Source organism: Fulvimarina manganoxydans (assembly GCF_900176465.1).
GTDB classification, from domain to species: Bacteria; Pseudomonadota; Alphaproteobacteria; order Rhizobiales; family Rhizobiaceae; genus Fulvimarina; species Fulvimarina manganoxydans.
Genome location: NZ_FWXR01000008.1, coordinates 115,202 through 140,059, shown reverse-complemented (window position 1 = coordinate 140,059; position 24,858 = coordinate 115,202). Strand labels below are relative to the sequence as shown.

Here is a 24,858-nt window from a genome sequence, read left to right as displayed (position 1 = left end):
GCAAGCAGGATGAGGAGAGGGGACCTACAATGGATGCTCACGTTTCCGCCGCCCTGGAGCGGCTCCTGACAATCGCCGAAGGCGGCACCGGCCAGAGCCGGCGTTGCGCGAATTTCCTGCTGGCCTGGTGGAATGCGGGCGACTGCGGCGGCTTCGACTTCACCGACATGTGGAACGTCGATCAGCGCGTGGCCGACGACATGGTGGTGGTCTTCGCTCAGGTCTCGCGTCTGAACGAGTATCCCGACAAGGATCTGTATGGCGCCCGCTTCGAGGATCTCGTGCGGCAGTGGCGCCCGGAGCTGGTCAAGTCCGGCCACGATCTGATGGCTCACAACGACGGCTGAAGCCGGCATGTCATCGACGAGGGCTCATTCGCAACGCTTCAGCCCTGGATTGACCGAAGGAACCGCCCGCATGTCCCCGAAACCCCCCGTTCGCCTTCTCCTCAGCATGTCGCTCGTCTGCTGTGTCGTCTGGGCGGCGCCGGCGGCTGAGATCTGGGAAGGCCTCCTGGAGGGCGACATTATCGTCCAGGAGTCGACCGGGCCCCTGGCGGAGTTCCTGAAGCAAGCGACAGGCAGCCATGTCACCCACGTCGGCATCATGCGGCAAACGGGCGTGTCGCAACTTTGCCGCTAAAACGCGAAAGCCCCAACTTTGCGGGGATTTTCAGGCTTTGTTAACTTTTTGCAGCCCGAAGATCTGCGCGAGGAGGTCGTTCTGGCTATGGACCGTCCACTCGCCGGCGAAGCCGAAGCCCTTTTTCAGCCACAGCATCGCCTCAAAGCCTTTGATGGTTCGCCGGGCCGTGTTGAACGATCGGAACCCGCCGATCCGCGGCATCGCCTTCTTCACCCGGAAATGATCGCTCTCGATCCCTTGCTGAAGGTGCTTCGTGACATGATGCACGGGATCGAGTGGTAGCAAGCGATCCTCGACGGCCGATCGGATGGCAGTCGGGAACGGTGCAGCGCCATCCGTGCCGACCGACGTCGGCGACAGCAGCGGCTCGTCTTTCAGCATCTTGCGGAAGAAGCGCTTGGCCGCATCGGCGTCGCGTTTCGCCGTCAGCAGGAAATCGACGGCGTTCCCATGCTTGTCGATGGCTCGGTACAGATACCGCCACTGGCCGCGGACCTTCACATAGGTCTCGTCGATCCGGATTGAGCCACAATGAGGTTTGCGAAACCGGCGCAACCGCTTCTCGATCAGCGGCGCATAGGTGAGAACCCAGCGATTGATCGTCGAATGGTCGACCGCGAAGCCGCGCTCGGCGAACATTTCCTCAAGGTCCCGATAGCTGAGCGGATAGCGTAGGTACCATGTCACCGCCTGAACGATCAGCCACGCCTCGAACTGCCGGCCTTTGAAATCCTCCTTTGACGCCCGCCTTAGCTTTTCGACGATTGTGTTCAGGATCATGGCAAGGCTCTCCGTTGGTGAGAGCCCGAAAATTGACGAACACGGTCACCGAACCGTTAAGCGGCTAAAGTTTGCGACAGCCCCGAACAAGATGCTGGTGCTGGAGCTTGCCCGCAGCGAGTTCATCCTTCGCCGCGAGAACGTAATCGCGCTGGGCAATTCCGGCACGGGCAAGACGCACGCCGCCTTGGCCCTTGGCCTGGCCGCCTGCCAGAAGGGGTTCACCGTCACCTTCACGACCGCCGCCGCGCTCGTCCATCAACTCATGGAAGCCCGCGACGAGCGCCGTCTCCTGAAGCTGCAGCGCGATCTACAGGCGGTCAAACTGCTGATCATCGACGAACTCGGCTACGTGCCGTTGTCGCCGACCGGCGCCGAGCTTCTGTTCGAGGTCTTCTCTCAGCGCTACGAACGCGGATCGACGGTGGTCACCTCGAACCTGCCGTTTGAAGACTGGACGAGCGTCTTGCATTCGGAGCGGCTGACCGGCGCCCTGCTGGATCGCCTCACGCATCACGTCCACATTCTGACAATGAACGGCGACAGCTACCGGCTCAAGCAGTCTTCCGGCAGCCGCCGCTCTTCTGCTTCCGACAAAAGGGCGGAGCAAAACCAGGCCACCGCCGACGCCGTCGATCCCAATACTGGCGAAATCTCTGCGTCCTGATCCGCGGACTCGATCGCCGACGCACGAAGGGGCCCGATCGGGCCCCTTCGTGCGTCGCGCCTGCCACCGCCGTGGCCTGCTTTTACTCCGCCCAACTGGCCTGGATTTGCTCCGTCGTTGACAGTCGCTGTGGTGTAACAACCACAGTGCTCCGTCCGAATAATGGGGGGAGCTTGTAGGAAACCCTAAGAGCAGCTAGATAGCGCATATGAGACAATGGCTGACATTGGCGGTTCGTTTGTCGCTCGCGATTGCACTCTTTGCAAGCGCGTTCGCTGCAACGTCTGCCTATGCACGTTCTATTGACGCGGGAGCGCGTTCCGCCACCGTCGCATTGGTTTCCATGCAGACCGCAAGCGACGACGAAGCGAAACACCCCGAAACCTCTCATTCGAAAGACCATCATCCGAAAGGAGCGTCGCACTGCCTCGTGCAATGTGTTTCGGCTCTCGATAGTCGGCCTGATGCGCCGCTGATGTCTTTGGCTTACGAATACACCGCCTATTATACCTCTCTGAGAGCTGTCCTTGGCGTAGAGCCTGCCGCCGACGATCGTCCTCCCCGCCTGTAAAGGTAGCTTGCGGCCTCGATCAGAGTCGCACGGCGCATTGATTTTCTCAATGTGCTTGGGAAGCGTCGCGCTTATCCGCTTTGGATAGCCGCGTCGATCGGTCGACACAAAGTGCTCCTTTACAGGCGCACGACTTCTCTCGGTATCGTCACTCTCATGAACAAGATAGCGCTCGGCGTGACCCTTTCGGGTTTCGTCCTGGCTGGCTGCGCTCCTGCACCTCGCGGTTTGCCGGACGTCTCTGCCATGCCTCCTGCTGCAGACCCTCAATATGCATCGCCGAATGTACAGAGCACGGCGGTTATCGGCTCTTACACGCCCCGATCGGTCACTGAGCCACGTGGCTGGCGCAACAGTGGCGTCCGGCTCGAAGCCGTCCCCTCGACAAGCCAGGAGACAGGGCAATGAAGCGCCGTCTACTGATTTCCGGTGTCATAACGCTGCCACTTCTCATCAGTGGGTGCGTCTCGGCGACTGAGGATTTTGAGACAGATCTGGGCTTTGCGTCTGTCTCAAGCCAAACGGCCCAGCGTCTCGGAAAAGAGACCGTCTGGATCCAAAGCCAAGCGCAGGCGAAATCTGCTCAGGACCGCGTAGCGATGCTCCTGAAACCGAAATATGTCGGAGTCGATGCCGCAATTCAGGTCGCGCTCCTCAACAACAAGTCGTTGCAGGCGTCCTATGCGGATGTCGGGCTTTCCGTTGCCGATCTTTGGCAAGAGGGGCTGCTCCAAAATCCAAGCTTGTCCGTTGGATATAGCGGGATTGGCATCGCCCGATCCGTCGAGGGACTCATCGCTGCCAACTTGATGAGACTTTTGACACGAGAACGCCGGCTGGATGTTGCAGAAGTGCGTGTGCTGCAGGCACAGCTACGCGCGGTCGACGCAACGCTTGCTCTCGCGATGGAAACTCGCCGCGCATGGATCGACGCAGCATCTGCCTGGGAGGCCGTGTCCTACCTCAACAGGGCGAAAGTCGCAGCCGACGCCGCCGCAGAATTGGCTCTCGAGCTTGGAAAAACAGGCGCACTCCCGAAAGTCGATCAGGCGCGTGAACAAGCGTTCTATGCCGAACTGACAGCTCAGACTGCCGAGGCAAGGCTTGCTGCGAAACTTGCGAAAGAACGTCTCTACAAAGTCATGGGCGTATGGGGGCAAAACCTAAAATTCGAGGTGCCGAACGCGCTTCCGTCACTCCCAGGTTCCTTAAAATCCTATAAGGCCATCGAAGCTGAAGCATTACGCAACCGCGTCGATCTTCAAGTCGCTCGTCTGGAGCTGGAGGCTTTGGCTCGATCATATGGTCTTACCAAGGCGACAAGATACCTCTCCGATCTTGAAATCTCGGCTGGGATTTCGGTCGAGGAGGAGATTGAAGAGGCCGAAGACGGCAGCGAGACGTCGACCAACGTCGTTTCCGGTGCGGGTGAGATCGGCCTTGAAATTCCAATCTTCGATAGCGGCCAAGCGCGTCTACGGAAAGCAGAATTTCAGTATTTGAAGGCTGCGAACCAGCTTGCAGCCAAGGCTGTCGACATTCGCTCCGAAGCGCGGGCCGCATTTCAAGCTTATCGCGGCAGACATGAGATTGCGCGGCACTACCGATCGAACGTTGTTCCAATTCGAACGACGATCGAGAAGGAGTCGCTCCTGACATACAATGGAATGATCACAAATACATTTGATTTGCTGGCAGATACGCGTCAAAAACTTGCCGCAATACTATCTTCTGTAGATGCAAAGCGAGAGTTTTATCTTGCTGATGCCGGTCTGATGGCGGCGGTCTACGGCGGAGGAGAAGGCACACCCGACGCGGACGCGGAAACCGAACTCGCGGATGCCGGTGACGAGTGACGTCACCCGGACTCCAAGCAAACATCTGAGTGGAGAATATCAATGGTCTCTCGACGTCAGTTCCTGGGTGCTGGTGTAGCGCTTGCGGGCGCTACCGCGTGGTCCCGAACGTCGGCAATGGGGTTGCCCGAGGCTCCAATTATGGAGAGTGCTGCAACGCAGCCGCCAACCCTTCCAAGTGCCGGCCCTGATTACAATCCAGTGATTACGCTCAACGGCTGGTCGCTGCCCTTCCGCATGAACGGCAATGTAAAGGAGTTCCACCTCGTCGCGGAGCCCGTGGAGCGGGAAATGGCGGAGGGAATGACCGCCTATCTCTGGGGCTACAATGGCCAGTCACCCGGCCCGACGATCGAGTGCGTCGAAGGCGACCGGGTTCGCATCTTCGTCTCCAACAGGTTGCCGGAGCACACGACCGTTCACTGGCACGGTCTGATCCTGCCCTGCGGAATGGACGGCGTTGCCGGTTTGACCCAGCCGGCAATCCCATCCGGCAAAACCTTTGTCTACGAGTTCGACGCCGTGAAGAGCGGCACTTTCATGTACCACCCGCATGGCGACGAGATGGTGCAGATGGCGATGGGCATGATGGGCATGTTCATCATTCACCCCAAGGATCCGACCTTCATGCCGGTCGACCGGGACTTCGTGTTCATGTTGTCGGCTTACGACATCGACCCCGGCTCGTATCTGCCACGCGTCATGGAAATGACCGACTTCAACATGTGGACGATCAACAGCCGCATCTTTCCCGATGTGGCCCCGCTGGTCGCCGCCACTGGGGACCGGGTGCGGGTGAGGGTTGGCAACCTCACCATGACCAACCACCCAATCCACATGCACGGTTATGACTTCGAAGTGACGTGCACGGACGGTGGATGGGTGCGGCCGGAAGCTCGTTGGCCGGAGGTTTCGATCGACATTCCTGTCGGCGCAATGCGGGCCTACGAATTCGATGCGGTCCATCCCGGCGATTGGGCGCTTCACTGCCACAAGTCGCACCACACCATGAATGCCATGGGGCACGAAGTTCCGACGTTCATCGGCGCGAACAAGGCGGAGGTCGCAAAGAAAATTCGCCAAGTTCAGCCGGAGTATATGCCGATGGGTACCAAGGGTATGGCGGACATGGCCGAGATGTCGATGCCGCTTCCGGACAACACCATCCCGATGATGACCGGCTGGGGCCAATTCGGCTCGCTCGAGATGGGCGGCATGTTCACCGTCATGAAGGTTCGCGACGGGCTCGAAGCCGGCGATTACGAAGATCCGGGCGACTACGAGCATCCGCCAGGAACGGTAGCTTACGAATGGACTGGGGCTCTGGCCGCAGCTCCCACAGCCCCTGCTGGAAGCGCGGATGGATCAGCCCTTCGAAAATCGGATGTCCGTCAGATCAAAATGTCGGGCAGCGACCATTCCGGCCACTAGAAGCCGGGACTGAACAGGGACTCTTCAAGACACTCAGGAGAAAGATCATCATGAGAACTTTTGTTGCGGCTCTTTCCGTTGGAGCCTTCGCCCTCCTTGCTCTTCCAGCTTATGCAGCGGGAAGCCATTCCGGGGGCCACGACGATGAGATGGCCATCGGCAAGCCAGGCGAAGCGGCAAATGTGGCGCGGACCATTGAGGTCGTGATGTCGGAGAACGACGACGGCGCGATGCTGTTTTCGCCTTCAGCCATTCAGGTAAAGGCGGGCGAAACGGTTCGCTTCAAGATCGTGAATGAAGGCGAAACCGAACATGAATTCGTCATGGACTCCATGGACGAAATCCAAGAGCACAAAGCTCTGATGGAGAAATTTCCGGAGATGGAGCATGCGGATGCAAACGCAATCCGTCTTGAACCGGATAATTCCGGCGAAATTATCTGGAGCTTCACCAAGCCAGGAAGCTTCGAGTTCGCCTGCCTCATTCCTGGACACTACGAATCCGGTATGCACGGTCCGCTGACCGTCGCATCAAAATAACGCGTCCTAACACCAATTCTGAAAAGGAAAACACAAGTGCGCACCCTCATCGCCGCTACCTTTGCAACTATTATTGCATCCAACGCGAGTTATGCCGGAGGCTCTATTCCAGGTTCAGAAGCTGGGATCGAGGCTCATGAGGCTGCAGAACGTATAGCTGTCGCTCAAGGTGGTCATGTCGCGGCAGACTCTGCCAATCACACAATTCTGCAGCATTCGCCTCAGACGTTTGGTTATCCAAGCTCCTCGCCGGCCCTTTCCGATCACAACCTGATGCCCGGTTCTGAATACGGCATTGAGCGTGCGGAAGAAAAATCCCGGTTCAACGTCGATGCCGATAAGTATCACAACCAAGCTCCAGTCGCGACAACTCGCGTCGGACCAATCCGGATTGTGCCCGGTTCTGACTACGGCTTGCTTTAAGCCCTGTAGAAAACGCTATTGAAGGAGTTTCAAAATGAAGACGATCATCAATCTTGGCCTAGCAGCAGCGCTTTCCGTTTCAGCAGCGATGCCGGTGATGGCGGCTGAATTTACCAAGGGCACCATTCAGAAGGTCGACACCAAGGCGAAGAAGATCACGATCAAACATGGTCCGCTGACGAACCTCGACATGCCAGGGATGACGATGGTGTTCTCGGTCGCCGATCCTGCAATGCTCGAAAAGGCCAAAGAAGGCAGCAACATTCAATTCATCGCCGACCGGGTTCGCGGCAAGTTGACTGTTGTCGAAATGAAATGACGAAATGGCGCTCCGCTTTCCGTAGCGGAGCGCCTTCGAATGGAGAGTTAAATTTTGCCTTTTACGCGCAGGACAGCCTTGACGGGTTTGGGATTACTGGCCCTCGGCGGATGTACGTCTGCAAACAGAATTGCCGCATCTGCCCCGCCTCGCATCCAACCGCGACTTCAGAACGCCACGTCGGGTTCTTGGACCTATCCGACCTATTACGGCCCGGTCTATTCAGAGCCGTTCACCATTCCTGCCGTTCCCCCGGGGGTCGTCGCTCCGCAATATTGGAGGCAGCTCGTCGATGATCCAACTGGAGAGCAGCCGGGCACACTCGTAGTCGATCCAGACGAGAAATATCTTTATCTGGTCCAGGAAGGAGACCAGGCTCTGCGATATGGCATCGGTGTCGGCCGACAGGGTTTTTCGTGGTCGGGCTCTGCGCGCGTCCAATACAAGAAGCAATGGCCCACCTGGACGCCCCCACGAGAAATGATTGAGCGGCAGCCTGAGTTGGAGCCGTATTCCTCGGCAAACGGCGGGATGCCGCCAGGTCTCTCGAACCCACTTGGCGCCAGAGCACTTTATCTTTTCCAGAATGGAGTCGACACGCTTTATCGAATTCACGGTTCGCCAGAGGCCAATTCGATCGGTCGAGCCGTTTCATCGGGATGCATCAGGCTTCTCAATCACGAAATCATCGATCTCTACAGCCGCGTCCCGGATGGAACACTGGTCAAGGTCAGACCATCCAGGCGTCAGATCGAGGCGAGTTCTATGATGGCCGCCCTATGAAGTTATCTCGAAGGGCCTTCTTGGCAGGGGCTGGAGCCGTCATCAGCCAGAAAGCCTTCGGTCGCGTCATCGACCTATCGAAAGAGAACGAGACGGCCCGTGTCTTGACGGCGCGCCGAGCTTCAGCCTCGATTCTTCCATCCGATCTCGCCTCGCCGACGGCGATTTGGGGCTTCGACGGTACCGCGCCCGGGCCTGTCCTCAGGGCAAAGGCCGGGGAGCGCCTGAAGGTCGTCGTCGAGAACGGCCTCGACCAGCCGACCAGCGTCCATTGGCACGGCATCCGCATCGACAACGCGATGGACGGCGTGCCCGGCCTCACGCAGGAGGCGATCGAGCCCGGCGGCCGTTTCTTTTACGACTTTAGGACGCCCGATCCCGGCACCTATTGGTACCATTCCCATGATCGTTCTTGGGAGCAGAATGCTCGAGGCCTGCACGGCGCGCTGATTGTCGAGGAAGCCGAGCGATGGAAGGGCGCCGACCGGGACATCGTTCTTCTCGTCGACGACTGGCGTCTCACCAAGACGGGGGCGATCGAAGACAGCTTTGGGCAGATGATGGACTGGAGCCATGGTGGTCGCCTCGGCAATGTCGTGACAGTCAACGGCAGGTACAAGCCGCGAATTGCATTTCGGCCGAACGAGCGCGTTCGGCTTCGCCTAATCAACGCTGCCAATGCGCGGATCATGGACATCGGCTTCCGCGGCGCGGCGACACGCCTTCTGGCGCTCGATGGGATGGCGACTTCACTTGCCGAAATGCCCGGACCGGTTCGACTGGCTCCGGCTCAAAGGGCAGATCTCCTCGTCGACTTTCCGGCATCCCCGAAACCGCTCGCGATGACCATCGAGACGCGCGACGGTCCGGTCGCCATCGCGGAAATCTCCGTCTCGGGCGAACCAGTTCGTGCGGAGTTTCCGGAGCCGATCGGTTTGCCGGCGGCAGGCCTCCCCGTTTCGTCCGATTTGCAGGATGCGCGACGGGCCGAACTCCGAATGGAAGGCGGCGCGATGGGGCGCATGACGGGCGCGATGCATGATGGCCGGATGATGGATATCCGCTCGCTCGCTCAGACGGGGCGGGTCTGGGCTTTCAACGGTGTGGCAGGCGATATGAACGAACCGCTCGCCCGGTTCGAGCGAGGCCGGACGGCCGTCGTGAAAATTCGTAACGAGACGCCATGGCCGCACGCGATGCACGTCCACGGTCACCACTTTCGAGTCGTCTCGCGGGATGGTGGGGCCATCCTCGATCCGGTGCTGCGCGACACGGATCTCATGATGCCTGACGAGACAATCGAGATCGCCTTCGTCGCTGACAATCCGGGCAAATGGCTGCTGCACTGCCACATGCTCGAACACTCGGCATCGGGCATGATGACTTGGTTCGAAGTCGCCTGAGGAGAGCCGAGTTGAACATCAGCAAGACAACACTCGTCGCGATCACAGGGGCCATCGCCGTCGGCGCACTTTTAATCTGGCGGGCAACGTCACCCAGCGGGCCGACCACCGACCATATCGTTGACGTGACCGTGCCTGAACTGTCGGCGCAAGCTGCCTATGGCGAAGATCTCTTCAAGGAGAATTGCGCTGCGTGCCATGGCGAGAACGCTGGCGGCACAGAACAGGGGCCGCCGCTCATCCACCGGATCTACGAGCCGAACCATCATGGCGACCAGGCCTTCCTCATCGCGGCGACGCAAGGCGCGAGAGCCCATCACTGGCAGTTCGGGAACATGCCGCCTGTCGCCGGCATCACGACTCGCCAAATTCAAGACATCGTTGCCTATGTGCGAGAAGTTCAAAAAGCCAACGGCGTCTTTTGATCGCCTTTCCCTGGGACTTGAAATGAAACTTAGACTGTTCGTTCTGATGTTGACTGCTGTCGTCGTCTCAGCATGCTCAGCTACACAACCAGCGAAGTACGATAATTCTCTTGCACTCTCAAGTGCTGCTGAAGGCGTTGCGGACGCAGTTCGATTTACTCCATATTCTGGCAAAAGTGCAGTCGGCCTTTTAGAGAAGCCCTATTTTATTTCATTCCGAGCGAGAAATGCAGAAAGCTACGGGCATTCCTTTGTCGCGTTTGGTGAACGCGATTCCGCCGGCAACATTCCGTACGATCGATCTGGTGTTCTGATCCCGTTGATGACAGAGATCGCTGGGCTTCATCCCGCCTCGACAAGCGACGTTCCGTACTCAATCGGCCATGTGGTGCCAGTGCCGTCCGAAACAGGTCCTTCGGATGGAGATACCGAGATTGCTTACCTTCAAAACGAGCTGACGATTGCCCTTTCCCCAGGTGAATACAGAAAACTATACTCGTTCATAAAAGAACTTCAGTCATCCCGCCCACTTTGGCACGCCGTTGCCTACAATTGCTCTTCTTTTACAAACGAGATTGCGTCCTATATGGGACTGGATACAGCAAATCATATTCTTTTTCCAACTAATTACATTGAATCATTAAAAAATCGAAACCCAGACATCGAAAGTATATAGAATGCACCTTCATTGCGAATTTATTCTAGAATTGCAATGAAAAGCGAAAGAATACACAGATGATGTGCAGCTAAAGAATTAAGTGTTTTATTCATCTAGCTGCATAGCGCCTCGCTCACATTGCCGCTCTAGATGCGTGTTGGCTGAACGAGGAGTTTAACTTCTGAACTCGATTGAGGTGTTGGGCATGGAGATCGTCCTCTGGATCATTGTTATCGGAGTTCTATCGGTGTTGTGGATTCGAGGAGTCCATGGCGTCCAGCGCTCGGCAACAGCACCTCAACAGATACCTTTCCTTGGAGGCGGCATGCCGTATACCCATGCCTGGCAGCGCTATCACATTCGCTACTATTCGATGACGCTCCTTTTCATCGCCTTCGAGATGGAGATGATGTTCATGTATCCTTGGGCCGTCGTCTTCGTCGAGGAGGGCGGCAAGGCGATGATGGAGATGGGGATGTTCCTCGCGATCCTCTCCATCGGCATCGTCTATGCCTGGCGTGAGGGCGTGTTCCGGTGGCAGTGAGCGCGCTGAGGAAATGGGCGGGCGAGGCGCCGGCGCCGATCTTCGTCGCGGCTGGCGAAGAGATGCGCGACCGGGTCGAGCTTCTGTTCAACGATGGTCGCCTTGTCCGTGCAGCAAGCCCCCGCCATGCCGCAATTTTCCTGATCGCCGGGCGCATGCGGCTGGAAGACCGCGAGGATCTGCGGCGTCTGCATGATCAGATGCCTCATCCCCGCGTGACGCTTCTCTGGGAGGCCGAAGTCGGCGAGGCGCTGGGGGAGGCGGAGCGTTTCACGGGCAGCACGCTGGCAAGCGACAAAGATGCAGGCGAGGCGAGGCGCTTGGACGAGGCGGTGCGCGACCGTCTCGAAGGGCTCTGGCAGGAACTGGCCAGCGGCGAGCGGCCGAGCGAGCCGGACCTCTTGCACGACGAACCACCCAACCCCTGGGAAGGTATCGGCCCCCATGGCCAGGGCGGCAAGGGCATGATGGGCGGCACGCCTTATGGCCGGCCGATGGCGATGACCTCCGACGATTTGAGGGACGGCCTCGCGCTCGATCCTTATACGGCGCGCTTCGGCCCCTTTCTGCCGGTGTTTCCGCCGGGGCTGCTCTTGGAAATGACGCTTCAGGGCGACGTAATCCAGTTGGCCAAGGTGCTCCGGGCGCCGCTGCGGCAAGCGGCGAGCGACCATGCTCCAGAGGCGCTTTTGCGGCTGGCGCGGCTTCTCGATCTTCTCGGCCTGCCGGCGCTCAGCCAGCGCGCTCGGCTTGCGGCGGGAGATCGATCGTCATCGACGCTCGAAAAGCTCGGTCGTACCATCCGCTGGTCGGGCGCGACGCTCGCCATCCCGCCGGGGCTGGGCGCGCTCGAAGGGCATGCCGATCTGCGTACCCGTCTCAATGATCTCTTGGCCATCGCCGGCGGTTCCTCACCAGCGACGCGGCCGGAACTGCCGGAATCGGCGCATCTCTCCTCACTTCTGCCCGGCCTCGAATGGTCCGAGGCGATGCTCGTCCTCAACAGCTTCGATGACAAGACGCTATCGATGCTGGCCATGGTGATGAACGAGCCGGACGAGGAGAGCGACGGCCACGATCATGATGGCGATCACATGCACCATGACCACGGCGGTCATCACGATCACGGTGGTAGCCATAATGACCATGGCGGGCACCAGGGTGAGGGGGGCCACGAAGATCAAGGCGATCATAGTTCGCATCAGAGTCATGAGCATCACAATCGCCATGGAGGCCACGCCTGATGGAGCTCATCGCCGCCCTGCTTCTCCTCCTTTTTCTGTCGGTGGGCTTTGCCGGGGCTGCGCTCGCCGACGGCATGCTCCCGGCTCTTATATCCGGGCAGGCTCGCCCGTCCTGGCGTCGGCCGATCGCTGAAGCCGCTCGCCTCCTGCAAACCCAGCCCATCCGCACCGAAGCGCCGGACGCGCTGCTCTGGTTTCTCGCCCCTGCGCTCTACCTTGCACTCGCGATTATCGGCCTAGCGGTCATTCCCTTCGGCCCGGGTCTCGTCACCATTCCAAGCGAAGTCGGCATTGTCGTCTGGGGCAGCTGCGAGGCGTTGACCATCGTTGCGGTCTTCATGTTCGGTTGGTCGGCCAATGCGCCGCTGCCGCTGATCGGGGCCTATCGCTATGTGGCGATCGCCCTGCCGGCGATGCTAATTTCGATGTTCGTCCTGATCGGCGCGGCACTGCCGGCGGAATCTCTTGGTTTCACCGAGATCGTCGAGGCGCAGCGCACGGTCTGGAACGTGGTGCGCCAGCCGGCGGGGCTGATCCTCTTCCTGATGCTCGGCCTTGCGATCAGCCTGCGCGGTCCGTTCGACTATGCCGACCCGGCCGATCTCGCCGGCGGCACCACGGCGGACGTTTCCGGCCCGGCGCTGCTCGCCTGGAAGATCGCACGGCTTGCCATGCTCGTCTCGGTCTCGGCGGTCACAGCGACGGCCTTTCTCGGCGGCTATCTCGGGCCGATCCTGCCGGGCTTCGTCTGGTTTCTCCTGAAGACGGCATTGGTCCTCGTCGTCCTTGTCGCCGCCGGCAACCTCTTCGCACGCGTGCCGCCCGCCCGCATGATGGGCGTCATCTGGACGATGCTCCTGCCGCTCTCCTTCCTCATGCTTCTCGCCGTCGGTCTGGAGTTGCTGCTATGGGGCTGACCGATCTCCTCTTCTTCGCCCTTTCGGCTGTCGCGATCGTCTCCGGCTGGCGCGTCTTCGCCACAGATTCCATGGTGCGCGCGTCGTTCCTGCTGCTTCTCTCCTTCGTCGCGGTCGGGCTCATCATCGTCATGCTCGCTGCCCCCTACATCGGCGTCGCGACCATCTTCATGATGACGGTCGAGATGATGGTCATGGCCCTTTTCATGGTCATGTTCATGATGAACCCGGCCGGGCTCAATCCGATGATGATGGTGCATCAGCACCGCTTCTCGATTGTCGCCGGCGTCCTCGCCTTCGCCGGGCTCACGGTCGCGATCCTCTTCACGAGCTTTCCCGGAATCCCCGTCGATCCGGCCGCGCCGGTCGTCCATGATCTCGGCATCGAGCTTCTCGGGCCCTCCATGCTGATCTTCGAGACAGCCGGGGTGACGCTGCTCGCCACCATGATCGGCTCGGTGATCCTCTCCTCGCGCTCGGGTCGCTTCGGCCTGGCCGATCAGGGCTCCCGGCCGCCCGGCCTCGAACCGGACGGCGAACCCGCAGGACGCCAGCCCGAACAGGGCGGCGGCGGCCATCATCACCACCATCATTAGGAGGGACCGACCCGTGACGCTCGCCAGTGTCCTCATCGTCGCCGCGGCCCTGATCGGCATCGGGCTCTATGGCGCCCTGTCGCAGCAGAGTTTCGTCATGCTGATGATGGGGCTCGAACTGATGCTGAACGGCGGGCTTCTCGCCGTGATCGGCCTCTGGGCGAACACCATGGGCGGCGCGCCGGAGGGCCAGCTTCTGGCGATCATCATCATGGCGGTGATGGCCGTCGACATGGCGATCGGCTTCGCGCTGGTGACCGCCGTCTATCGCAAGCGACAGGCCGACGTCACCGAAAGCCTCACCACGATGAAGCACTGATCGATGGCCTTCGTCCTCCCCCTCCTGCCGATCCTCTTCGCCATCGCGACGGCCGTCGCGCCGCGCGGGAGTGAAGATCGTCAGCGGTTCTTGCTGATGGGGCTCGCCGTTGGGGCGATGGCGCTGACCGCGCTCATCGCCGCCTTCGGCGCAGCGAACGGCTGGACCGGCCATATCGCCTGGCACGAACCCCTTGGCCTGACGGCCGCCCTGCCGCCGCTCGCAGGCGCGATGGCGATCCTCGTGCCGCTGATCGCGCTGCCTGTCCTCGCCTATGCCGCTTTTCACGAAGAGGGCCGGGGACTGCGCCGGCTTGTCGCCATCCTCCTCGTCTTCGTCGGCGGCATGGAGCTTCTTGTCGTCGCGGCGGATTTCCTGACGCTGCTGATCGGCTGGGAACTGGTCGGCGTCTGCTCCTATCTGCTGATCGCCCATGAATGGCGCGAGCGGGAGAACACCGCCTCCAGCCTCTATGCCTTTCTGATGACGCGCTTCGGCGATCTCGGCCTTTTCGCCGCCGCCATGGCGGTCTTCTCAGTGACAGGCTCGTTTTCCTATGGCGGCCTTGCCGCGATGGAAGGCGCGCCGGCCATCGTCGTGGGCTTCGGCCTGCTCTTAGCCGCCGCCTCGAAATCCGGCCAGATCCCTTTCGCGCCTTGGCTCTTCCGAGCGATGGCGGGGCCCACCTCGGTCTCGGCGCTGCTTCATGCCGCGACCATGGTCGCCGCCGGGGCCTTCATCCTGCTCCGCCTTGAGCCCTTCCTCGCCTCGATGCCGGGTCTGCCGGGCGCGATCATCGCCGTGGGTGCCGCGACCGCGCTTTCGGGCGGCATCGTCGCGCTGCTCCAGACCCATGCCAAGCGCCTGCTCGCCGCCTCCACCTCGGCCCATTACGGGCTGATGTTCGTGGCCGTCGGCGCGGGATATCCGGGGGTTGCCTTCTTCCACCTCGTAGCCCACGCCGCCTTCAAGGCGCTGCTCTTCCTCGCCGCCGGCCTCGCCCATGACAAGACCGGCAGCTACGACCTTTCGACGATGCGCCTCGGCCGCGCTTTGCCGCTGGCGGGCCTCCTGACCTTGATCGGCGCCCTGTCGCTCGCCGGTTTGCCGCCGCTTGGCGGGGGCTGGACCAAAGAAGCAGTGTTGACGGCTGCCGAGCATTGGAGTCTTTGGGCCGCTGGAGCGGTGATCCTTTCCGGGGCACTTAGTGCTGCCTATGCCGCCCGTTTTCAGCTGTCCGCCTTCGGCCTGCCCGAGGAAGAGAGCGAGGACGATGAAGACGCGGGCGAAACCGCGCCGCTCTGGCCGCAGCCCCGCGCCCGCCAGGTCGAGATTGGCGCGATGGTGCTGCTCGCCGTCTTCGTTCTCTTTACATCTTTACTCTGGCTCCCGCCGGTCCGCACGAGCGCTGAAGAACTCCTGCAAGCAACCCTTCCGGAGGCGAGCGTCGCCACCCTCGTCCTCTCGCTTATCGGCGTGGGTCTCGGCCTTCTCATAGGCACGCTGATCGCGCGGCAACATCTCACTTTCGGCAGTGATGGCCCCGCCGCCGAGGTGGCCCACTGGCTGGGCCTGCCAGCGCTGATCGATGCGGCGATCACCGAACCAGTTCTATGGCTATCTCGTGCGGCCGCGAAGCTCGATGATCGCCTCATCGACGGTAGCGTGCGGGCTGTCGCGCTCGGTGGCCGGGGGGTCTCCTGGATTCTACGCCTCAAGGGTGAGGCCGGCGCGGAAGGCCTTGCCGCGCAGGCGACCGGTCTTGTCGGGATTGTTTCGCTCGCCACGAGCCGCTTCGGCGAATGGCTGACCGACGGCTTCGTCGAGGGGCTCGCCCAGACTGTCGGCCAGAGCGGGCGCGATGCACGGCGGCTCCAGACCGGCTTCTCCCACCACTACTACACCATCGCCACGCTCGGTGCCGGCGCGGCGATCATCCTCCTTTTGAGCCTGTCCTGATCCATGCTGACGCTCTCGATCCTCATTCCGCTCCTCGCCTCGCTCGGCCTGTTCTTCTGGTCGGACGTGACCAAGGAGAAAGCCCGCCTCGTCGCGCTCGGCGCCTCGACCCTGTCGCTTCTCTGTCTCGTCGTCGTCTGGCTCCGCTTCGAGACCGGCCCGGAGGCGCCGGCCTTCCAGTCGGTCTCGGAAGTGAGCTGGATAGACGCGCTCGGCGTCGCCTGGCGGGTCGGCGTCGATGGGATGTCGCTCGCCGTCTCGCTGATGAGCGGGCTGCTCTTCCTCTGCGCCATCGCCTGGCCGGCGGAGACCAAGGGCCGGGCTCGGCAATATTACGGTTGGTTCCTGTTCCTGCAGGGCGTCTCGCTCGGCCTTTTCCTGACGCTTGATCTTCTCGTCTTCTACGTTTTCTTCGACCTGACGCTGGTCGGCATGTATTTCCTGATCGGCCGCTGGGGCCATGACAATGCCGAATACGCGGCGCTGAAATTCTTCGTCTATACGCTCGCCGGCTCGCTCGCGATCCTGCTTGCGATCCTCGGCCTCGTCCTCGCCAACGGCACACTCACCTTCGACATGCGCGAACTGATCGCCGCCCAGCCGCTCGGCGGAACGGATCTGCGCTCCAGCCTCATCCTCCTCGGCTTTCTCGTCGGTTTCGCCATCAAGACGCCGCTGGTGCCGTTTCACACCTGGCTGCCGCTTGCCCATGTGGAGGCGCCGGGGCCGGCCTCGGCCGTGCTTGCCGGCGTCCTCCTCAAGATGGGCACCTATGGCATGGTGCGCATTCCCTTCCAGATGATGCGCGAGACCTTCGCGGCCTACACCTTTCCGCTGGCGATCGTCGCCCTCGTTGCGATCCTCTGGGGCGCGCTCGTGGCGCTGGGCCAGACAAACCTCAAACGCCGCATCGCCTACACCTCGGTCAACCACATGGGCTACACCGTGCTCGGCATCGCCGCCGCCGGCGCGATGATCGGCAGCGAGAGCGTCCGTACCCTCGCGCTCTCGGGCGCGGTGACGGAGATGGTCGCCCATGGCCTCATCACCGGCGCGCTCTTCCTGATCGCCGGCGGCTTTCAGGCCCGCACCGGCACCTATGATCTCGCTCGCTATGGCGGCCTCGCACGCGTGACGCCCTTCCTGATGGTGACGTACTTTCTCGCGGCCTTTGCGAGCTTCGGCCTGCCGGGCCTTGCCGGCTTCGTCGCCGAATTCCAAGTCTTCGCCGGAACTTTCGGTGTCTATCCGGTACTGGCGGCGATCGGCCTGCTCGGCCTCGTCGTCACCGCCGCGCTCTTCCTGATGATGGGCCAGCAGATCTTCTTCGGCGAGACTAAGCCGGAGATTGCGATGGTCAGGGACCTGAAACATGCCGAGATCTGGCCGCTCGCGGTGCTCCTCGCCTTCGTCGTCCTCATCGGTTTTCTGCCGGGGTGGCTTCTCGACATGATCCAGACAGGCTCCGCTTTTGCGTCCTTCCACCCCTCTGTGGGGCAGTAAAGATGATGCCGCTCGGAGATATTTTACCGGAGATCGCCGTCCTCCTGACGGCCGTTATCATCGTGCTTCTCGCAAGCTTCTTGCCGCGCCACTTGCAATGGACGAACGCACCGGTGGCGCTTATCGGTCTCGCAATTGCCGCCCTGCTGCTCTTTTCCCAAGCAAATGGCGAAGGGCGCGCGACCTTCTCGGGCACCTACGCCCTCGACATGGCGAGCATCGAGGGCCGACTTCTCATCCTCTTCGCCACTGCCGTCACCGTACTCCTTTCCCCGCGCTGGTTCGAGAGCGACGCGCGGCATGGCGAATATTACGCGATGCTCCTCTTCTCGACCCTCGGCGCGATGGTCCTCGCCGGGGCGCTCGACCTGCTCCTCGTTCTGATCGGCGTGCTCCTGTCCTCGGCGACCGGCTATGTGCTCGCCGCCTATCACCGCGACTGGGCGCTTTCCGTCGAAGCGGGTATGAAGTACTTTCTCGTCGGCGCGCTGGCGAACACCGCGCTGGCACTTGGCGCGACCTTGATGATCGGCCTGCTCGGCGGGCCGGGCTTCGGCGAGATGGCGGCAGCCCTTCAGGCAGGGGAAGCCTCGCCGCTGCTCCTCGTCGGCCTCGGTCTTGTCACTGTGGGCATGGCCTATAAGCTCGGCGCAGTCCCAGCCCATGCCTGGCTGCCGGACGTCGCCGAAGGCGCGCCAGCGCCCTCCGCCGCCTTCCTCACCGTCGTCCCGAAGATCGGGGCGGCCATCGCGCTCGCCAGGCTCGTTTCCCTGTTTCCGGAAACGGACTTTGCCATCCGCGCTCTGGTCGCTGCACTCGCCGTTATCACCATGACCCTCGGCAATCTCGCAGCTCTTTGGCAGGAGGATATGAGACGGATGCTTGGTTGGTCCTCGGTGAGCCAGGCCGGTTATCTCCTAATGGCGGTCACTGTTACTAGTCTGACCGATCACGCCATACCTGCTCTCGTCACGTTTCTGTTTGGCTACGCAACCGCCAATCTTACTGCCTTTGCTGCCATCACCCATTTGCGAGGCCGAACCGACCGAAGTGACTATGCGGGGCTCTTGAAGACCGCGCCGCTGTCCGCGATTGCCATCATCGTCGCCTTCCTCTCCCTTGTCGGCATCCCGCCTCTCGGCGGGTTCGTCGGCAAGCTGGAACTGTTCCTGGCGACGATCGATGGCGGCTATGTCTGGCTTGCGATTGCAGCTCTGGTGAACACCGTTGTTTCACTCGCTTATTATCTTCGCTTCGTAACGCCGATGGTTTTGCGAGCACCATCAGAAAGTGTCCTTCAGCTCGGATCATGGTCTTGCGTGGCCACAACAATCGCGTTGATCTCAGTGGCTGCTGTTGGAATTTTTGCACAATTCCTAATTGGAATGATAGGCGTTAGCGCATTTCTACCAACCTAAACAGAAAACATAGCAGGGGCTTGTGGCTCTTTGATATTAATATAAAAATATAATTATTTCTGTATCCGTTGATGTTTTGAGGATAATCAAACTTTTTATGTATTGGTAACATTTTAATTTTCTATAGTTCGTTTCAAAGGTTTTAGATTCACCACGACTGTCAACCGAATGAGAAGGAAAAACAGGTGTCATACTGGCGCTTCGCAGCAATGATCGCAACATCAACCGTCGTTATGCTCGGCTTGATGTATCTAAATACGTATCTGTTTGAGCACGTATTCTACAGCGAGACACGAGTCTACATGGCGATCATGATGGGCGGCGTCATGGCGTTCATCATGCTTGGCTTCATGCTTTCGATGTACTCTAGCAGAACTATCAACGTCCTGATCTTCGTCGGATCGGTGCTGGTCGCCGGTTTCGCCCTTTGGCTCGTCAGGAGTCAGGTGACGGTCGGAGATCGCTCGTACATGAAGGCGATGATCCCGCATCACTCCATCGCCATCATGACGTCGTCGCGCGCCAACATCGAGGATTCGCGCGTACGCAAGCTCGCCGACGAGATCATCTACGCGCAGGACAAGGAGATCGCCGAGATGCGGTATCTCATCGCCGACATCGATCGGTCCGGTAAAAGCGAAGGTGAGAACGGGACGGAGCCGGCCCGACTGACGAGCATTAGCGAAGCCCTCGCGACGCCGGAAATCGCGACGCTCGATGCTGAATTCTTGACTGACGCCGATATCGAAGGAGCGTTCTCGGACGGTGGCACCTGCAGTTTCCGTTATACTTCGCAAAGCGATCCATCCTATGCGGTTTCGCTCGCGGACAATCAGGCCGCAGGTCTCGCGAAGATCAGCGGCGACCTTGTACGCCTCGAAGGTGACAATGCGTCATCAATGTCTTCGGAAAATCTTATCATCAGTCTTACACCGGTCGAGGAGGGCATGAGTCTCACTGAAGCGACTGGAACGACGATCGAGGCGGATATGGTGCTAGCGATTGGCGAAGATCTCAAGGTTGGGTACCGTGGGTATTTCGAATGCCCGCTCTGAAACCCTCTGGACTAAAGCGGGCACGATGATCTTCGACGTATCCTCGATCGGTGGCCAGCAGAATGCCAATGATCCGGACCTCGGCACGTACCGACACCCGAAGGGTATACGTCCAAACCTCGAAGCGTTCCCGCGCATCAAGGAGACACACCTTTAGAGCGCCGGACACTTAACCGTACGCATACCCTGCTCCTGTGAGGTAGTTCCAGCATTCGTCTGGGTCATAGAGACCGCAGATATCGCCGATGGCTCGCCATAGGGCATCGAATGTTCGAGCTTCTGCCTTTCGCAAATGCGCTTTGAGCTTGGCGAAGGCCATTTCGATTGGGTTGAGGTCGGGACTGTAGGGTGGGAGAAAGAGGAACCAGGCGCCCTTTTCCTTCAGGATCGCTGCTGCCCTTGCGCTTTTGTGAACCGCGAGATTGTCGAGCACGACGACGTCGCCTTTGCTGAGCGTGGGGGCGAGCTGGGTCTCGATATAGGTATCGAAGGCGGATCGGTTCATGGCCCGATCGAGCACCCAAGGCGCTGTCAGACGATCGCAACGCAGGCCGGCGATGAAGGTCTGCGTGCCCCAGTGGCCAAAGGGTGCCTTGGCTCGCAGCCTCTGGCCCTTTCGGCTTCGACCCCGCAACGGGGTCATCTTCGTATTGATTGAAGTTTCGTCGATGAAGACCAGCCGATGAGGCTGCAGCCGCATCCTTGGCTGGCGCTTGTCGACCCAGACGCGCCGCGCCTCACGAATGGCTGCGCGTGCGCACTCCGCTGCCATCAGCGATTTTTTTATATGTGAAGCCGCGTCTGCACAGAAAGCGCGAAAGAACCGCCGGAGCCGCTGTCATCCCATGAATCTCCAGAAGTTTGGCTGCCAGTTCCGGCATCGTGATGTCCGGTTGGCGCTCGACTTCATCGATCAGAAAGGTCTCGAAAGGGTCCAGCTTGCCGCTGCCCCGTGGCCGACCCTGTCGCGGCGGGGCAGCCGAGCCCTCGCGATCATGACGTTGCATCAGCTTGATCGCGAAGCTCTCACTCACACCGAAATACCGCGCGGTCGAGCGACGGGAATGGCCATCCACAATGCGCCCGACCACACGTTCACGAAGATCCATCGAATAGCTGCGGCCCATGATCCACCTCCTGTCTCAGTGAATCACGCCTCAGAAAACTTGCAAACCTTCGATTCTCATTTCGTGTCCGTCGCTCTAGATCTTGGTTTGGGAACCGTTACTCTCTTTAGGCCTTAAGTTGTGGATCGCGGGCGAGCCGACATATGCCATTCCGGTGGTGTTGCGCGAGTAAGGCTCGCCCGCGCAGTCGAACCAAAGAGCGTATGAACTAGCGGTCCACGCGGCGCTTGCAACTGCTGTATCCCGCCATAGCAAGGAAATCCAAATCGCCTCGCCGTTCAAAGCCAAGGGAGGTCAATCTGTTCTCCCTCTACTGCCACATTTTACAAAGCTTCTTCTTGCTGAATCGTCGGTACGGGGTGCGATCGGCGGGCGATCCACTATCAATTTGCCACAGGTGAAGTTCTCGCAACCATGATTTGTTTTTGTGGGATCATTCGCGAGACTGGAACTCTGAACAATAGGGGACTAACATGACCTTGGTGGCTTTTGCGACGGGACTTTTTCTCGTGCTCATTCTCGGGGTAATTCATCATGTCGGGGTCTTAATGATCGTCCGAGTAGCACCTAATTTCAGGGCCTCAGGGCACGCACCGATCATAGTCGCGTTCGCATGCCTCTTGATACTTCATTCGTTCGAAATTGTCCTATTCGCGCTGGTGCTGTCCGCGCTACTGGAAATCGAGGGTTTTGGAGATTTCGGGGGTACCTATTCCGGTACATGGGAAGGACTAATCTATTTCTCTGGAATGAGCTTCGTGACCCTCGGCTTTTCTGATATGAAAGCTTTCGGTCCAATCCGCCTCGTTGCAATGTTTCTTTCCCTTGGCGGATTCATGGTCCTGACCTGGTCGGCGACCCTACTCTATTCGATCTGTAGCAAGATTTGGCAACAAGACAGTTAGCGTCGGCTGGACGGCACTGCGCGAATTTATCGAAAGAAAAAGACGACAGTCATTGTCCGTCTAGGGCTACAACGCGACGCGACAGTGATAGAACAAGAAGTGGAATGACAATCCACTGCAACAAAGGGCTTAAACCGGTTCCAAACGGCGGGACGAGCGGCATGAGATCAGAGTAATTCCAACGTTCGGAAACTTCTGTGTAGTAGTATTCAAATCCAATTGTAAGACCAATTCCGATTGCAATAAACATTGCAACCTGCCAAATTCTCGGCGTCAATATCCAGTAGCGCGAGCGCGCCGCTGCGGCTGTCGTCCAGAATGCAGTGAGTGCAAACCCTACATCACCAAACGTTGCACTGGTACAGAGCTTCACGCCTTCCCAATGAGGCATTACAGCCATTTCCGCATAGGTCGGGACTTGGATAAATTCCCAAACGAAATGCAGCGTAAAGGACAGAAATGCGACGGTAATCTCTGGAACGGCCCACAGAGAAAATGGCGAAGCGGAGGAATGATGCAGTTTCAAACTCATGCTGTAGCTACCACGAAATCAAAGTCCGCTTAGTTCCGGTGACGACGACTGCCGAGATCGGTCATGGGTTCGTTATCCCTGCAAACTTAAACGGCGCAACAGGCCGAAACGATCTTTGAGTTGATTAGAAAATGGGGTGTGAAGCAGCGCTTACTTGGTGATGAATTGACCCATCATGCCAGCATCCTCATGCTCCAGGATATGACAATGGTACATGAAAGGTATGTCACTTCGTGATTCTGCCTCGACAGAAACCCAGAGATCCCGCGTGCCGGCCACCGTCACCACGTCCTTCCAACCCATTTCTTCCGGTCCATTCGGCTCGGGCACCCGGAATTTAACCCCATGAGCATGGAAAGGATGAGCCATGCCTTCCGCGGAGATCGTCCACCGCTCAACCGTCCCACGTTTGACTGTGAAATCCATTCGGTCCGGATTGTACGGTTCGCCGTTGATCGCCATCACCGGCCCGGAACCAATCGCGCTGCGGAGATGCTGCATTGGACCCATATTCTCTTGAAGGACGAAGCGACGGGTCGTGACTGGAGTCGGCGTATCAGGAAGCGGGTCCACCAAGCGATCGGGGATCCGGCCGCGCACAGGTAGCGACGCATCTGGAGCGAGCGTCAAAAGGGGGTGGGGCGTGCTTCTCTCCGCCATCATGCCACCACCCATCATGCTAGCGTCGCCGCCCTTTGAGCTGCCCACTGTTGCTGCCGTGACCGACGGCATACATATTTCGCCATCACTCAGATCTACGATCACCTCGACCCGTGCGCCAGGCGAGACAGTCACGCTTTCCACAGCAATCGGTTCGGGCAGAAGCCCCTGATCGACGCCGACCACAATGGTTGGATGAGCGAAGGTTACATGATGTTCGGCGGAGGTAGCAGCGTTGATCAATCGCAAACGAACAGGTCCGGCAGGCACTGAAGCCCGTGGCGCAAACTGGCCGTTCACAAGCACGATCTGGCCTACCACTCCGTGCATGATGCCCATCATGCCTGGATCGTAGTTTGCACGCCCCTCGGCATCGAAGCTCTTGTCTTGCATGATTATCGTGAAATCATCGATACCGTCTGTGGACGGCAAACCTAATGCATCCGACACCTCATCCTGCAAGATTATCGCACCAGCGAGGCCGGCCCAAACATCGGGCGCCGTGTGGCCATGAACATGAGTGTGATACCAGAGCGTCGCCGCTGGCTGTTCGATGGGCAGCGTGGCTCGCCAACTGTCACCCGTAGCGATGGCGGATTGCGGAGCTCCGCCATCAGCATCGGATGTCACGTGTAGTCCGTGCCAATGAACAGAAATCGGGCGTTCGGTTGCGTTCGCGACTTGTGCCTCAATCGTTTGCCCACGCATAAGACGTATTGTCGGTCCCAAGTAGGCTTGACCGAACCCCTTTGTCTTTGTCGGAGCACCGCCTTCGAAACGCGTCTGTCCAGCCATTGCGCGCAGATTGAGTTTGCCGTCAGTGACATTGAGTGTTGGTAGGGATCTGAACGGGGCACCACCGGCGGGAGTGGCGGCCGTTGAATTTCTGCCGCTCTCCATCATGCCTCCATGCTCCATCATACCCTGAGCGCGCAGCAAGCCAGGCGCAGCGAGAGCAAAGGTGCCGCCAAGCAACACTGCACGGCGGGTCGTCTTGAAGCCCGCATTGTTAGCCCTTTGGCTGATCATTGCACTACCTCCATTTCGTCGTGACGCTGTCTGACATCATCCGGCCAGGTACTCTTGATGTAGGAGAGGACGGCAAGAATTTCCTCGTCCTCCAGAACACCGTCATAGGCAGGCATATTCGTTTCGTACGACGAACCAGGATCAAGCAGTGCGGTTGGGCCGAATTTCACTAGGCGGAACAATGTTCGGCCATCATGATGCCAAGTATGACCGGTTTCGTCGTGCGGCGGTGCGGGCATACGTCCATCGGGACCCGGCTGCTTCCAATTCGTCTCGCCCTGAAGGTCGCCGCCATGACAAGAGGCGCAATTCTGCGCGTATATTCGAGAGCCCTGCACGACGGCGTCGTCGTCGCCCGGTCGCAACTCGCCCACCGATCCTGTCGATATCCATGACCAGATCGTGACCACGACGGCAATCGTGATGAGTGCCGATCCGGCGGTTAGAATGGAAACGTTTCTCATCGGCGTGATCCACTGAAGAAACCGGCCATCAAGCAAATAGGCGGCGAATAAGCGAACTGCCGGAAATTTTTCGGTTTTTCGCCATC

At 59.5% G+C, this 24,858-nt stretch carries 27 protein-coding genes and 1 pseudogene; 23 read left to right on the top strand and 5 right to left on the bottom strand.

Annotated elements, in window-relative coordinates:
• Positions 1 to 29 precede the first annotated feature (29 nt).
• The gene (locus B9A15_RS11085) at positions 30 to 347 is read left to right on the top strand and encodes a DUF7673 family protein (RefSeq protein ID WP_084410138.1); all 318 of its coding nucleotides are present in this window, start codon (positions 30 to 32) and stop codon (positions 345 to 347) included.
• A gap of 70 nt (positions 348 to 417) precedes the next feature.
• Entirely contained in the window at positions 418 to 642 is a 225-nt protein-coding gene (locus B9A15_RS11080) for a C40 family peptidase (protein WP_084410137.1), read from the top strand.
• Positions 643 to 672: 30 nt separating this feature from the next.
• Here B9A15_RS11080 and B9A15_RS11075 read toward each other — a convergent pair whose 3' ends face one another.
• The gene (locus B9A15_RS11075; protein ID WP_084410135.1) at positions 673 to 1,425 is read right to left on the bottom strand and encodes an IS6 family transposase; all 753 of its coding nucleotides are present in this window, start codon (positions 1,423 to 1,425) and stop codon (positions 673 to 675) included.
• Between B9A15_RS11075 and istB the strand changes: the two genes are divergently transcribed.
• The 20 genes from istB to B9A15_RS10985 all read left to right on the top strand — a co-directional run bounded on the left by istB (position 1,424) and on the right by B9A15_RS10985 (position 20,055).
• Entirely contained in the window at positions 1,424 to 2,092 is a 669-nt protein-coding gene (gene istB, locus B9A15_RS11070; protein ID WP_280173792.1) for an IS21-like element helper ATPase IstB, read from the top strand. The two genes, B9A15_RS11075 and istB, sit on opposite strands and share 2 nt — an antisense overlap.
• A 208-nt stretch (positions 2,093 to 2,300) precedes the next feature.
• On the top strand, positions 2,301 to 2,663 hold the full coding sequence (locus B9A15_RS22535; RefSeq protein WP_139798338.1) for a hypothetical protein: 363 nt from the start codon (positions 2,301 to 2,303) through the stop codon (positions 2,661 to 2,663).
• A 404-nt stretch (positions 2,664 to 3,067) separates the two neighbouring features.
• Entirely contained in the window at positions 3,068 to 4,519 is a 1,452-nt protein-coding gene (locus tag B9A15_RS11065) for a TolC family protein (protein ID WP_084410134.1), read from the top strand.
• Between the two features lie 42 nt (positions 4,520 to 4,561).
• Complete coding sequence (locus B9A15_RS11060; RefSeq protein ID WP_084410132.1) at positions 4,562 to 5,950, top strand: multicopper oxidase family protein; 1,389 nt, start codon at positions 4,562 to 4,564, stop codon at positions 5,948 to 5,950.
• A 50-nt stretch (positions 5,951 to 6,000) separates the two neighbouring features.
• Positions 6,001 to 6,489: a cupredoxin domain-containing protein gene (locus tag B9A15_RS11055; RefSeq protein ID WP_084410130.1), complete on the top strand. Its 489-nt coding sequence runs from the start codon at positions 6,001 to 6,003 to the stop codon at positions 6,487 to 6,489.
• Positions 6,490 to 6,525: 36 nt separating this feature from the next.
• Positions 6,526 to 6,912, top strand: coding sequence for a hypothetical protein (locus B9A15_RS22530; RefSeq protein WP_139798337.1), 387 nt, complete (start codon positions 6,526 to 6,528; stop codon positions 6,910 to 6,912).
• A 34-nt stretch (positions 6,913 to 6,946) separates the two neighbouring features.
• Positions 6,947 to 7,231, top strand: coding sequence for a copper-binding protein (locus tag B9A15_RS11050; RefSeq protein WP_084410128.1), 285 nt, complete (start codon positions 6,947 to 6,949; stop codon positions 7,229 to 7,231).
• Positions 7,232 to 7,309: 78 nt separating this feature from the next.
• On the top strand, positions 7,310 to 8,014 hold the full coding sequence (locus B9A15_RS11045) for a L,D-transpeptidase (RefSeq protein ID WP_244556907.1): 705 nt from the start codon (positions 7,310 to 7,312) through the stop codon (positions 8,012 to 8,014).
• A 20-nt stretch (positions 8,015 to 8,034) separates the two neighbouring features.
• Positions 8,035 to 9,417, top strand: a complete 1,383-nt coding sequence (locus tag B9A15_RS11040; protein WP_244556906.1) for a multicopper oxidase family protein — start codon at positions 8,035 to 8,037, stop codon at positions 9,415 to 9,417.
• Positions 9,348 to 9,842, top strand: coding sequence for a c-type cytochrome (locus B9A15_RS11035; RefSeq protein ID WP_244556905.1), 495 nt, complete (start codon positions 9,348 to 9,350; stop codon positions 9,840 to 9,842). Before B9A15_RS11040 ends, B9A15_RS11035 begins: the two co-directional genes overlap by 70 nt.
• A complete protein-coding gene (locus B9A15_RS11030; protein WP_170923264.1) occupies positions 9,805 to 10,518 on the top strand; it encodes a hypothetical protein in 714 nt (237 codons plus the stop codon). Before B9A15_RS11035 ends, B9A15_RS11030 begins: the two co-directional genes overlap by 38 nt.
• A 307-nt stretch (positions 10,519 to 10,825) precedes the next feature.
• Positions 10,826 to 11,044, top strand: a complete 219-nt coding sequence (locus tag B9A15_RS23380; protein WP_244556904.1) for an NADH-quinone oxidoreductase subunit A — start codon at positions 10,826 to 10,828, stop codon at positions 11,042 to 11,044.
• A complete protein-coding gene (locus B9A15_RS11020) occupies positions 11,035 to 12,288 on the top strand; it encodes a hypothetical protein (protein WP_139798336.1) in 1,254 nt (417 codons plus the stop codon). Before B9A15_RS23380 ends, B9A15_RS11020 begins: the two co-directional genes overlap by 10 nt.
• Positions 12,288 to 13,205, top strand: coding sequence for a complex I subunit 1 family protein (locus tag B9A15_RS11015; RefSeq protein ID WP_084410120.1), 918 nt, complete (start codon positions 12,288 to 12,290; stop codon positions 13,203 to 13,205). Before B9A15_RS11020 ends, B9A15_RS11015 begins: the two co-directional genes overlap by 1 nt.
• Complete coding sequence (locus tag B9A15_RS11010; protein ID WP_084410118.1) at positions 13,196 to 13,801, top strand: NADH-quinone oxidoreductase subunit J family protein; 606 nt, start codon at positions 13,196 to 13,198, stop codon at positions 13,799 to 13,801. The genes B9A15_RS11015 and B9A15_RS11010 overlap by 10 nt, the downstream gene beginning before the upstream one ends.
• A 13-nt stretch (positions 13,802 to 13,814) precedes the next feature.
• Positions 13,815 to 14,120, top strand: a complete 306-nt coding sequence (gene nuoK / locus B9A15_RS11005) for an NADH-quinone oxidoreductase subunit NuoK (RefSeq protein WP_084410117.1) — start codon at positions 13,815 to 13,817, stop codon at positions 14,118 to 14,120.
• Between the two features lie 3 nt (positions 14,121 to 14,123).
• On the top strand, positions 14,124 to 16,079 hold the full coding sequence (locus B9A15_RS11000; protein ID WP_084410115.1) for an NADH-quinone oxidoreductase subunit 5 family protein: 1,956 nt from the start codon (positions 14,124 to 14,126) through the stop codon (positions 16,077 to 16,079).
• Between the two features lie 3 nt (positions 16,080 to 16,082).
• Positions 16,083 to 17,582 (top strand): complex I subunit 4 family protein, encoded by a 1,500-nt coding sequence (locus tag B9A15_RS10995; RefSeq protein WP_084410114.1) that lies wholly within the window; start codon positions 16,083 to 16,085, stop codon positions 17,580 to 17,582.
• Between the two features lie 2 nt (positions 17,583 to 17,584).
• Positions 17,585 to 19,000 carry an NADH-quinone oxidoreductase subunit N gene (locus tag B9A15_RS10990; RefSeq protein WP_084410112.1) on the top strand — a complete coding sequence of 472 codons (1,416 nt, stop codon included), beginning with the start codon at positions 17,585 to 17,587 and terminating at the stop codon, positions 18,998 to 19,000.
• Positions 19,001 to 19,302: 302 nt separating this feature from the next.
• Complete coding sequence (locus B9A15_RS10985) at positions 19,303 to 20,055, top strand: DUF305 domain-containing protein (protein ID WP_244556903.1); 753 nt, start codon at positions 19,303 to 19,305, stop codon at positions 20,053 to 20,055.
• Between the two features lie 169 nt (positions 20,056 to 20,224).
• Here the strand turns inward: B9A15_RS10985 and B9A15_RS10980 are convergent.
• A pseudogene (locus tag B9A15_RS10980) lies at positions 20,225 to 21,182 on the bottom strand (IS630 family transposase).
• A 473-nt stretch (positions 21,183 to 21,655) separates the two neighbouring features.
• Here B9A15_RS10980 and B9A15_RS10975 point away from each other — a divergent pair.
• On the top strand, positions 21,656 to 22,087 hold the full coding sequence (locus B9A15_RS10975) for an ion channel (protein ID WP_084410109.1): 432 nt from the start codon (positions 21,656 to 21,658) through the stop codon (positions 22,085 to 22,087).
• A gap of 49 nt (positions 22,088 to 22,136) precedes the next feature.
• On the opposite strand, the gene B9A15_RS10970 is transcribed toward B9A15_RS10975, so the two are convergent.
• The 3 genes from B9A15_RS10970 to B9A15_RS10960 form a co-directional block, all read right to left on the bottom strand.
• A complete protein-coding gene (locus B9A15_RS10970; protein WP_084410107.1) occupies positions 22,137 to 22,619 on the bottom strand; it encodes a hypothetical protein in 483 nt (160 codons plus the stop codon).
• Between the two features lie 150 nt (positions 22,620 to 22,769).
• Positions 22,770 to 24,308 (bottom strand): multicopper oxidase family protein, encoded by a 1,539-nt coding sequence (locus B9A15_RS10965; protein WP_084410105.1) that lies wholly within the window; start codon positions 24,306 to 24,308, stop codon positions 22,770 to 22,772.
• Positions 24,305 to 24,772: a c-type cytochrome gene (locus tag B9A15_RS10960; protein ID WP_084410170.1), complete on the bottom strand. Its 468-nt coding sequence runs from the start codon at positions 24,770 to 24,772 to the stop codon at positions 24,305 to 24,307. The genes B9A15_RS10965 and B9A15_RS10960 overlap by 4 nt, the downstream gene beginning before the upstream one ends.
• Positions 24,773 to 24,858: the final 86 nt, after the last annotated feature.

Bases quoted from the DNA above. Each gene is read 5' to 3' on its own strand.
- B9A15_RS10965 (WP_084410105.1), bottom strand. From the start codon at position 24,308: ATGATCAGCCAAAGGGCTAACAATGCGGGCTTCAAGACGACCCGCCGT.
- B9A15_RS11080 (WP_084410137.1), top strand. From the start codon at position 418: ATGTCCCCGAAACCCCCCGTTCGCCTTCTCCTCAGCATGTCGCTCGTC.
- B9A15_RS11075 (WP_084410135.1), bottom strand. From the start codon at position 1,425: ATGATCCTGAACACAATCGTCGAAAAGCTAAGGCGGGCGTCAAAGGAG.
- B9A15_RS11000 (WP_084410115.1), top strand. From the start codon at position 14,124: ATGGCCTTCGTCCTCCCCCTCCTGCCGATCCTCTTCGCCATCGCGACG.
- B9A15_RS10970 (WP_084410107.1), bottom strand. From the start codon at position 22,619: ATGAGTTTGAAACTGCATCATTCCTCCGCTTCGCCATTTTCTCTGTGG.
- istB (WP_280173792.1), top strand. From the start codon at position 1,424: ATGGCAAGGCTCTCCGTTGGTGAGAGCCCGAAAATTGACGAACACGGT.
- B9A15_RS10995 (WP_084410114.1), top strand. From the start codon at position 16,083: ATGCTGACGCTCTCGATCCTCATTCCGCTCCTCGCCTCGCTCGGCCTG.
- B9A15_RS11065 (WP_084410134.1), top strand. From the start codon at position 3,068: ATGAAGCGCCGTCTACTGATTTCCGGTGTCATAACGCTGCCACTTCTC.
- B9A15_RS11010 (WP_084410118.1), top strand. From the start codon at position 13,196: ATGGGGCTGACCGATCTCCTCTTCTTCGCCCTTTCGGCTGTCGCGATC.
- B9A15_RS23380 (WP_244556904.1), top strand. From the start codon at position 10,826: ATGCCGTATACCCATGCCTGGCAGCGCTATCACATTCGCTACTATTCG.
- B9A15_RS10985 (WP_244556903.1), top strand. From the start codon at position 19,303: ATGGCGATCATGATGGGCGGCGTCATGGCGTTCATCATGCTTGGCTTC.
- B9A15_RS11015 (WP_084410120.1), top strand. From the start codon at position 12,288: ATGGAGCTCATCGCCGCCCTGCTTCTCCTCCTTTTTCTGTCGGTGGGC.
- B9A15_RS11035 (WP_244556905.1), top strand. From the start codon at position 9,348: ATGGCTGCTGCACTGCCACATGCTCGAACACTCGGCATCGGGCATGAT.
- B9A15_RS10975 (WP_084410109.1), top strand. From the start codon at position 21,656: ATGACCTTGGTGGCTTTTGCGACGGGACTTTTTCTCGTGCTCATTCTC.
- B9A15_RS10990 (WP_084410112.1), top strand. From the start codon at position 17,585: ATGATGCCGCTCGGAGATATTTTACCGGAGATCGCCGTCCTCCTGACG.
- B9A15_RS10960 (WP_084410170.1), bottom strand. From the start codon at position 24,772: ATGAGAAACGTTTCCATTCTAACCGCCGGATCGGCACTCATCACGATT.
- B9A15_RS11060 (WP_084410132.1), top strand. From the start codon at position 4,562: ATGGTCTCTCGACGTCAGTTCCTGGGTGCTGGTGTAGCGCTTGCGGGC.
- B9A15_RS11055 (WP_084410130.1), top strand. From the start codon at position 6,001: ATGAGAACTTTTGTTGCGGCTCTTTCCGTTGGAGCCTTCGCCCTCCTT.
- B9A15_RS11030 (WP_170923264.1), top strand. From the start codon at position 9,805: ATGTGCGAGAAGTTCAAAAAGCCAACGGCGTCTTTTGATCGCCTTTCC.
- B9A15_RS22535 (WP_139798338.1), top strand. From the start codon at position 2,301: ATGAGACAATGGCTGACATTGGCGGTTCGTTTGTCGCTCGCGATTGCA.
- B9A15_RS11085 (WP_084410138.1), top strand. From the start codon at position 30: ATGGATGCTCACGTTTCCGCCGCCCTGGAGCGGCTCCTGACAATCGCC.
- B9A15_RS11050 (WP_084410128.1), top strand. From the start codon at position 6,947: ATGAAGACGATCATCAATCTTGGCCTAGCAGCAGCGCTTTCCGTTTCA.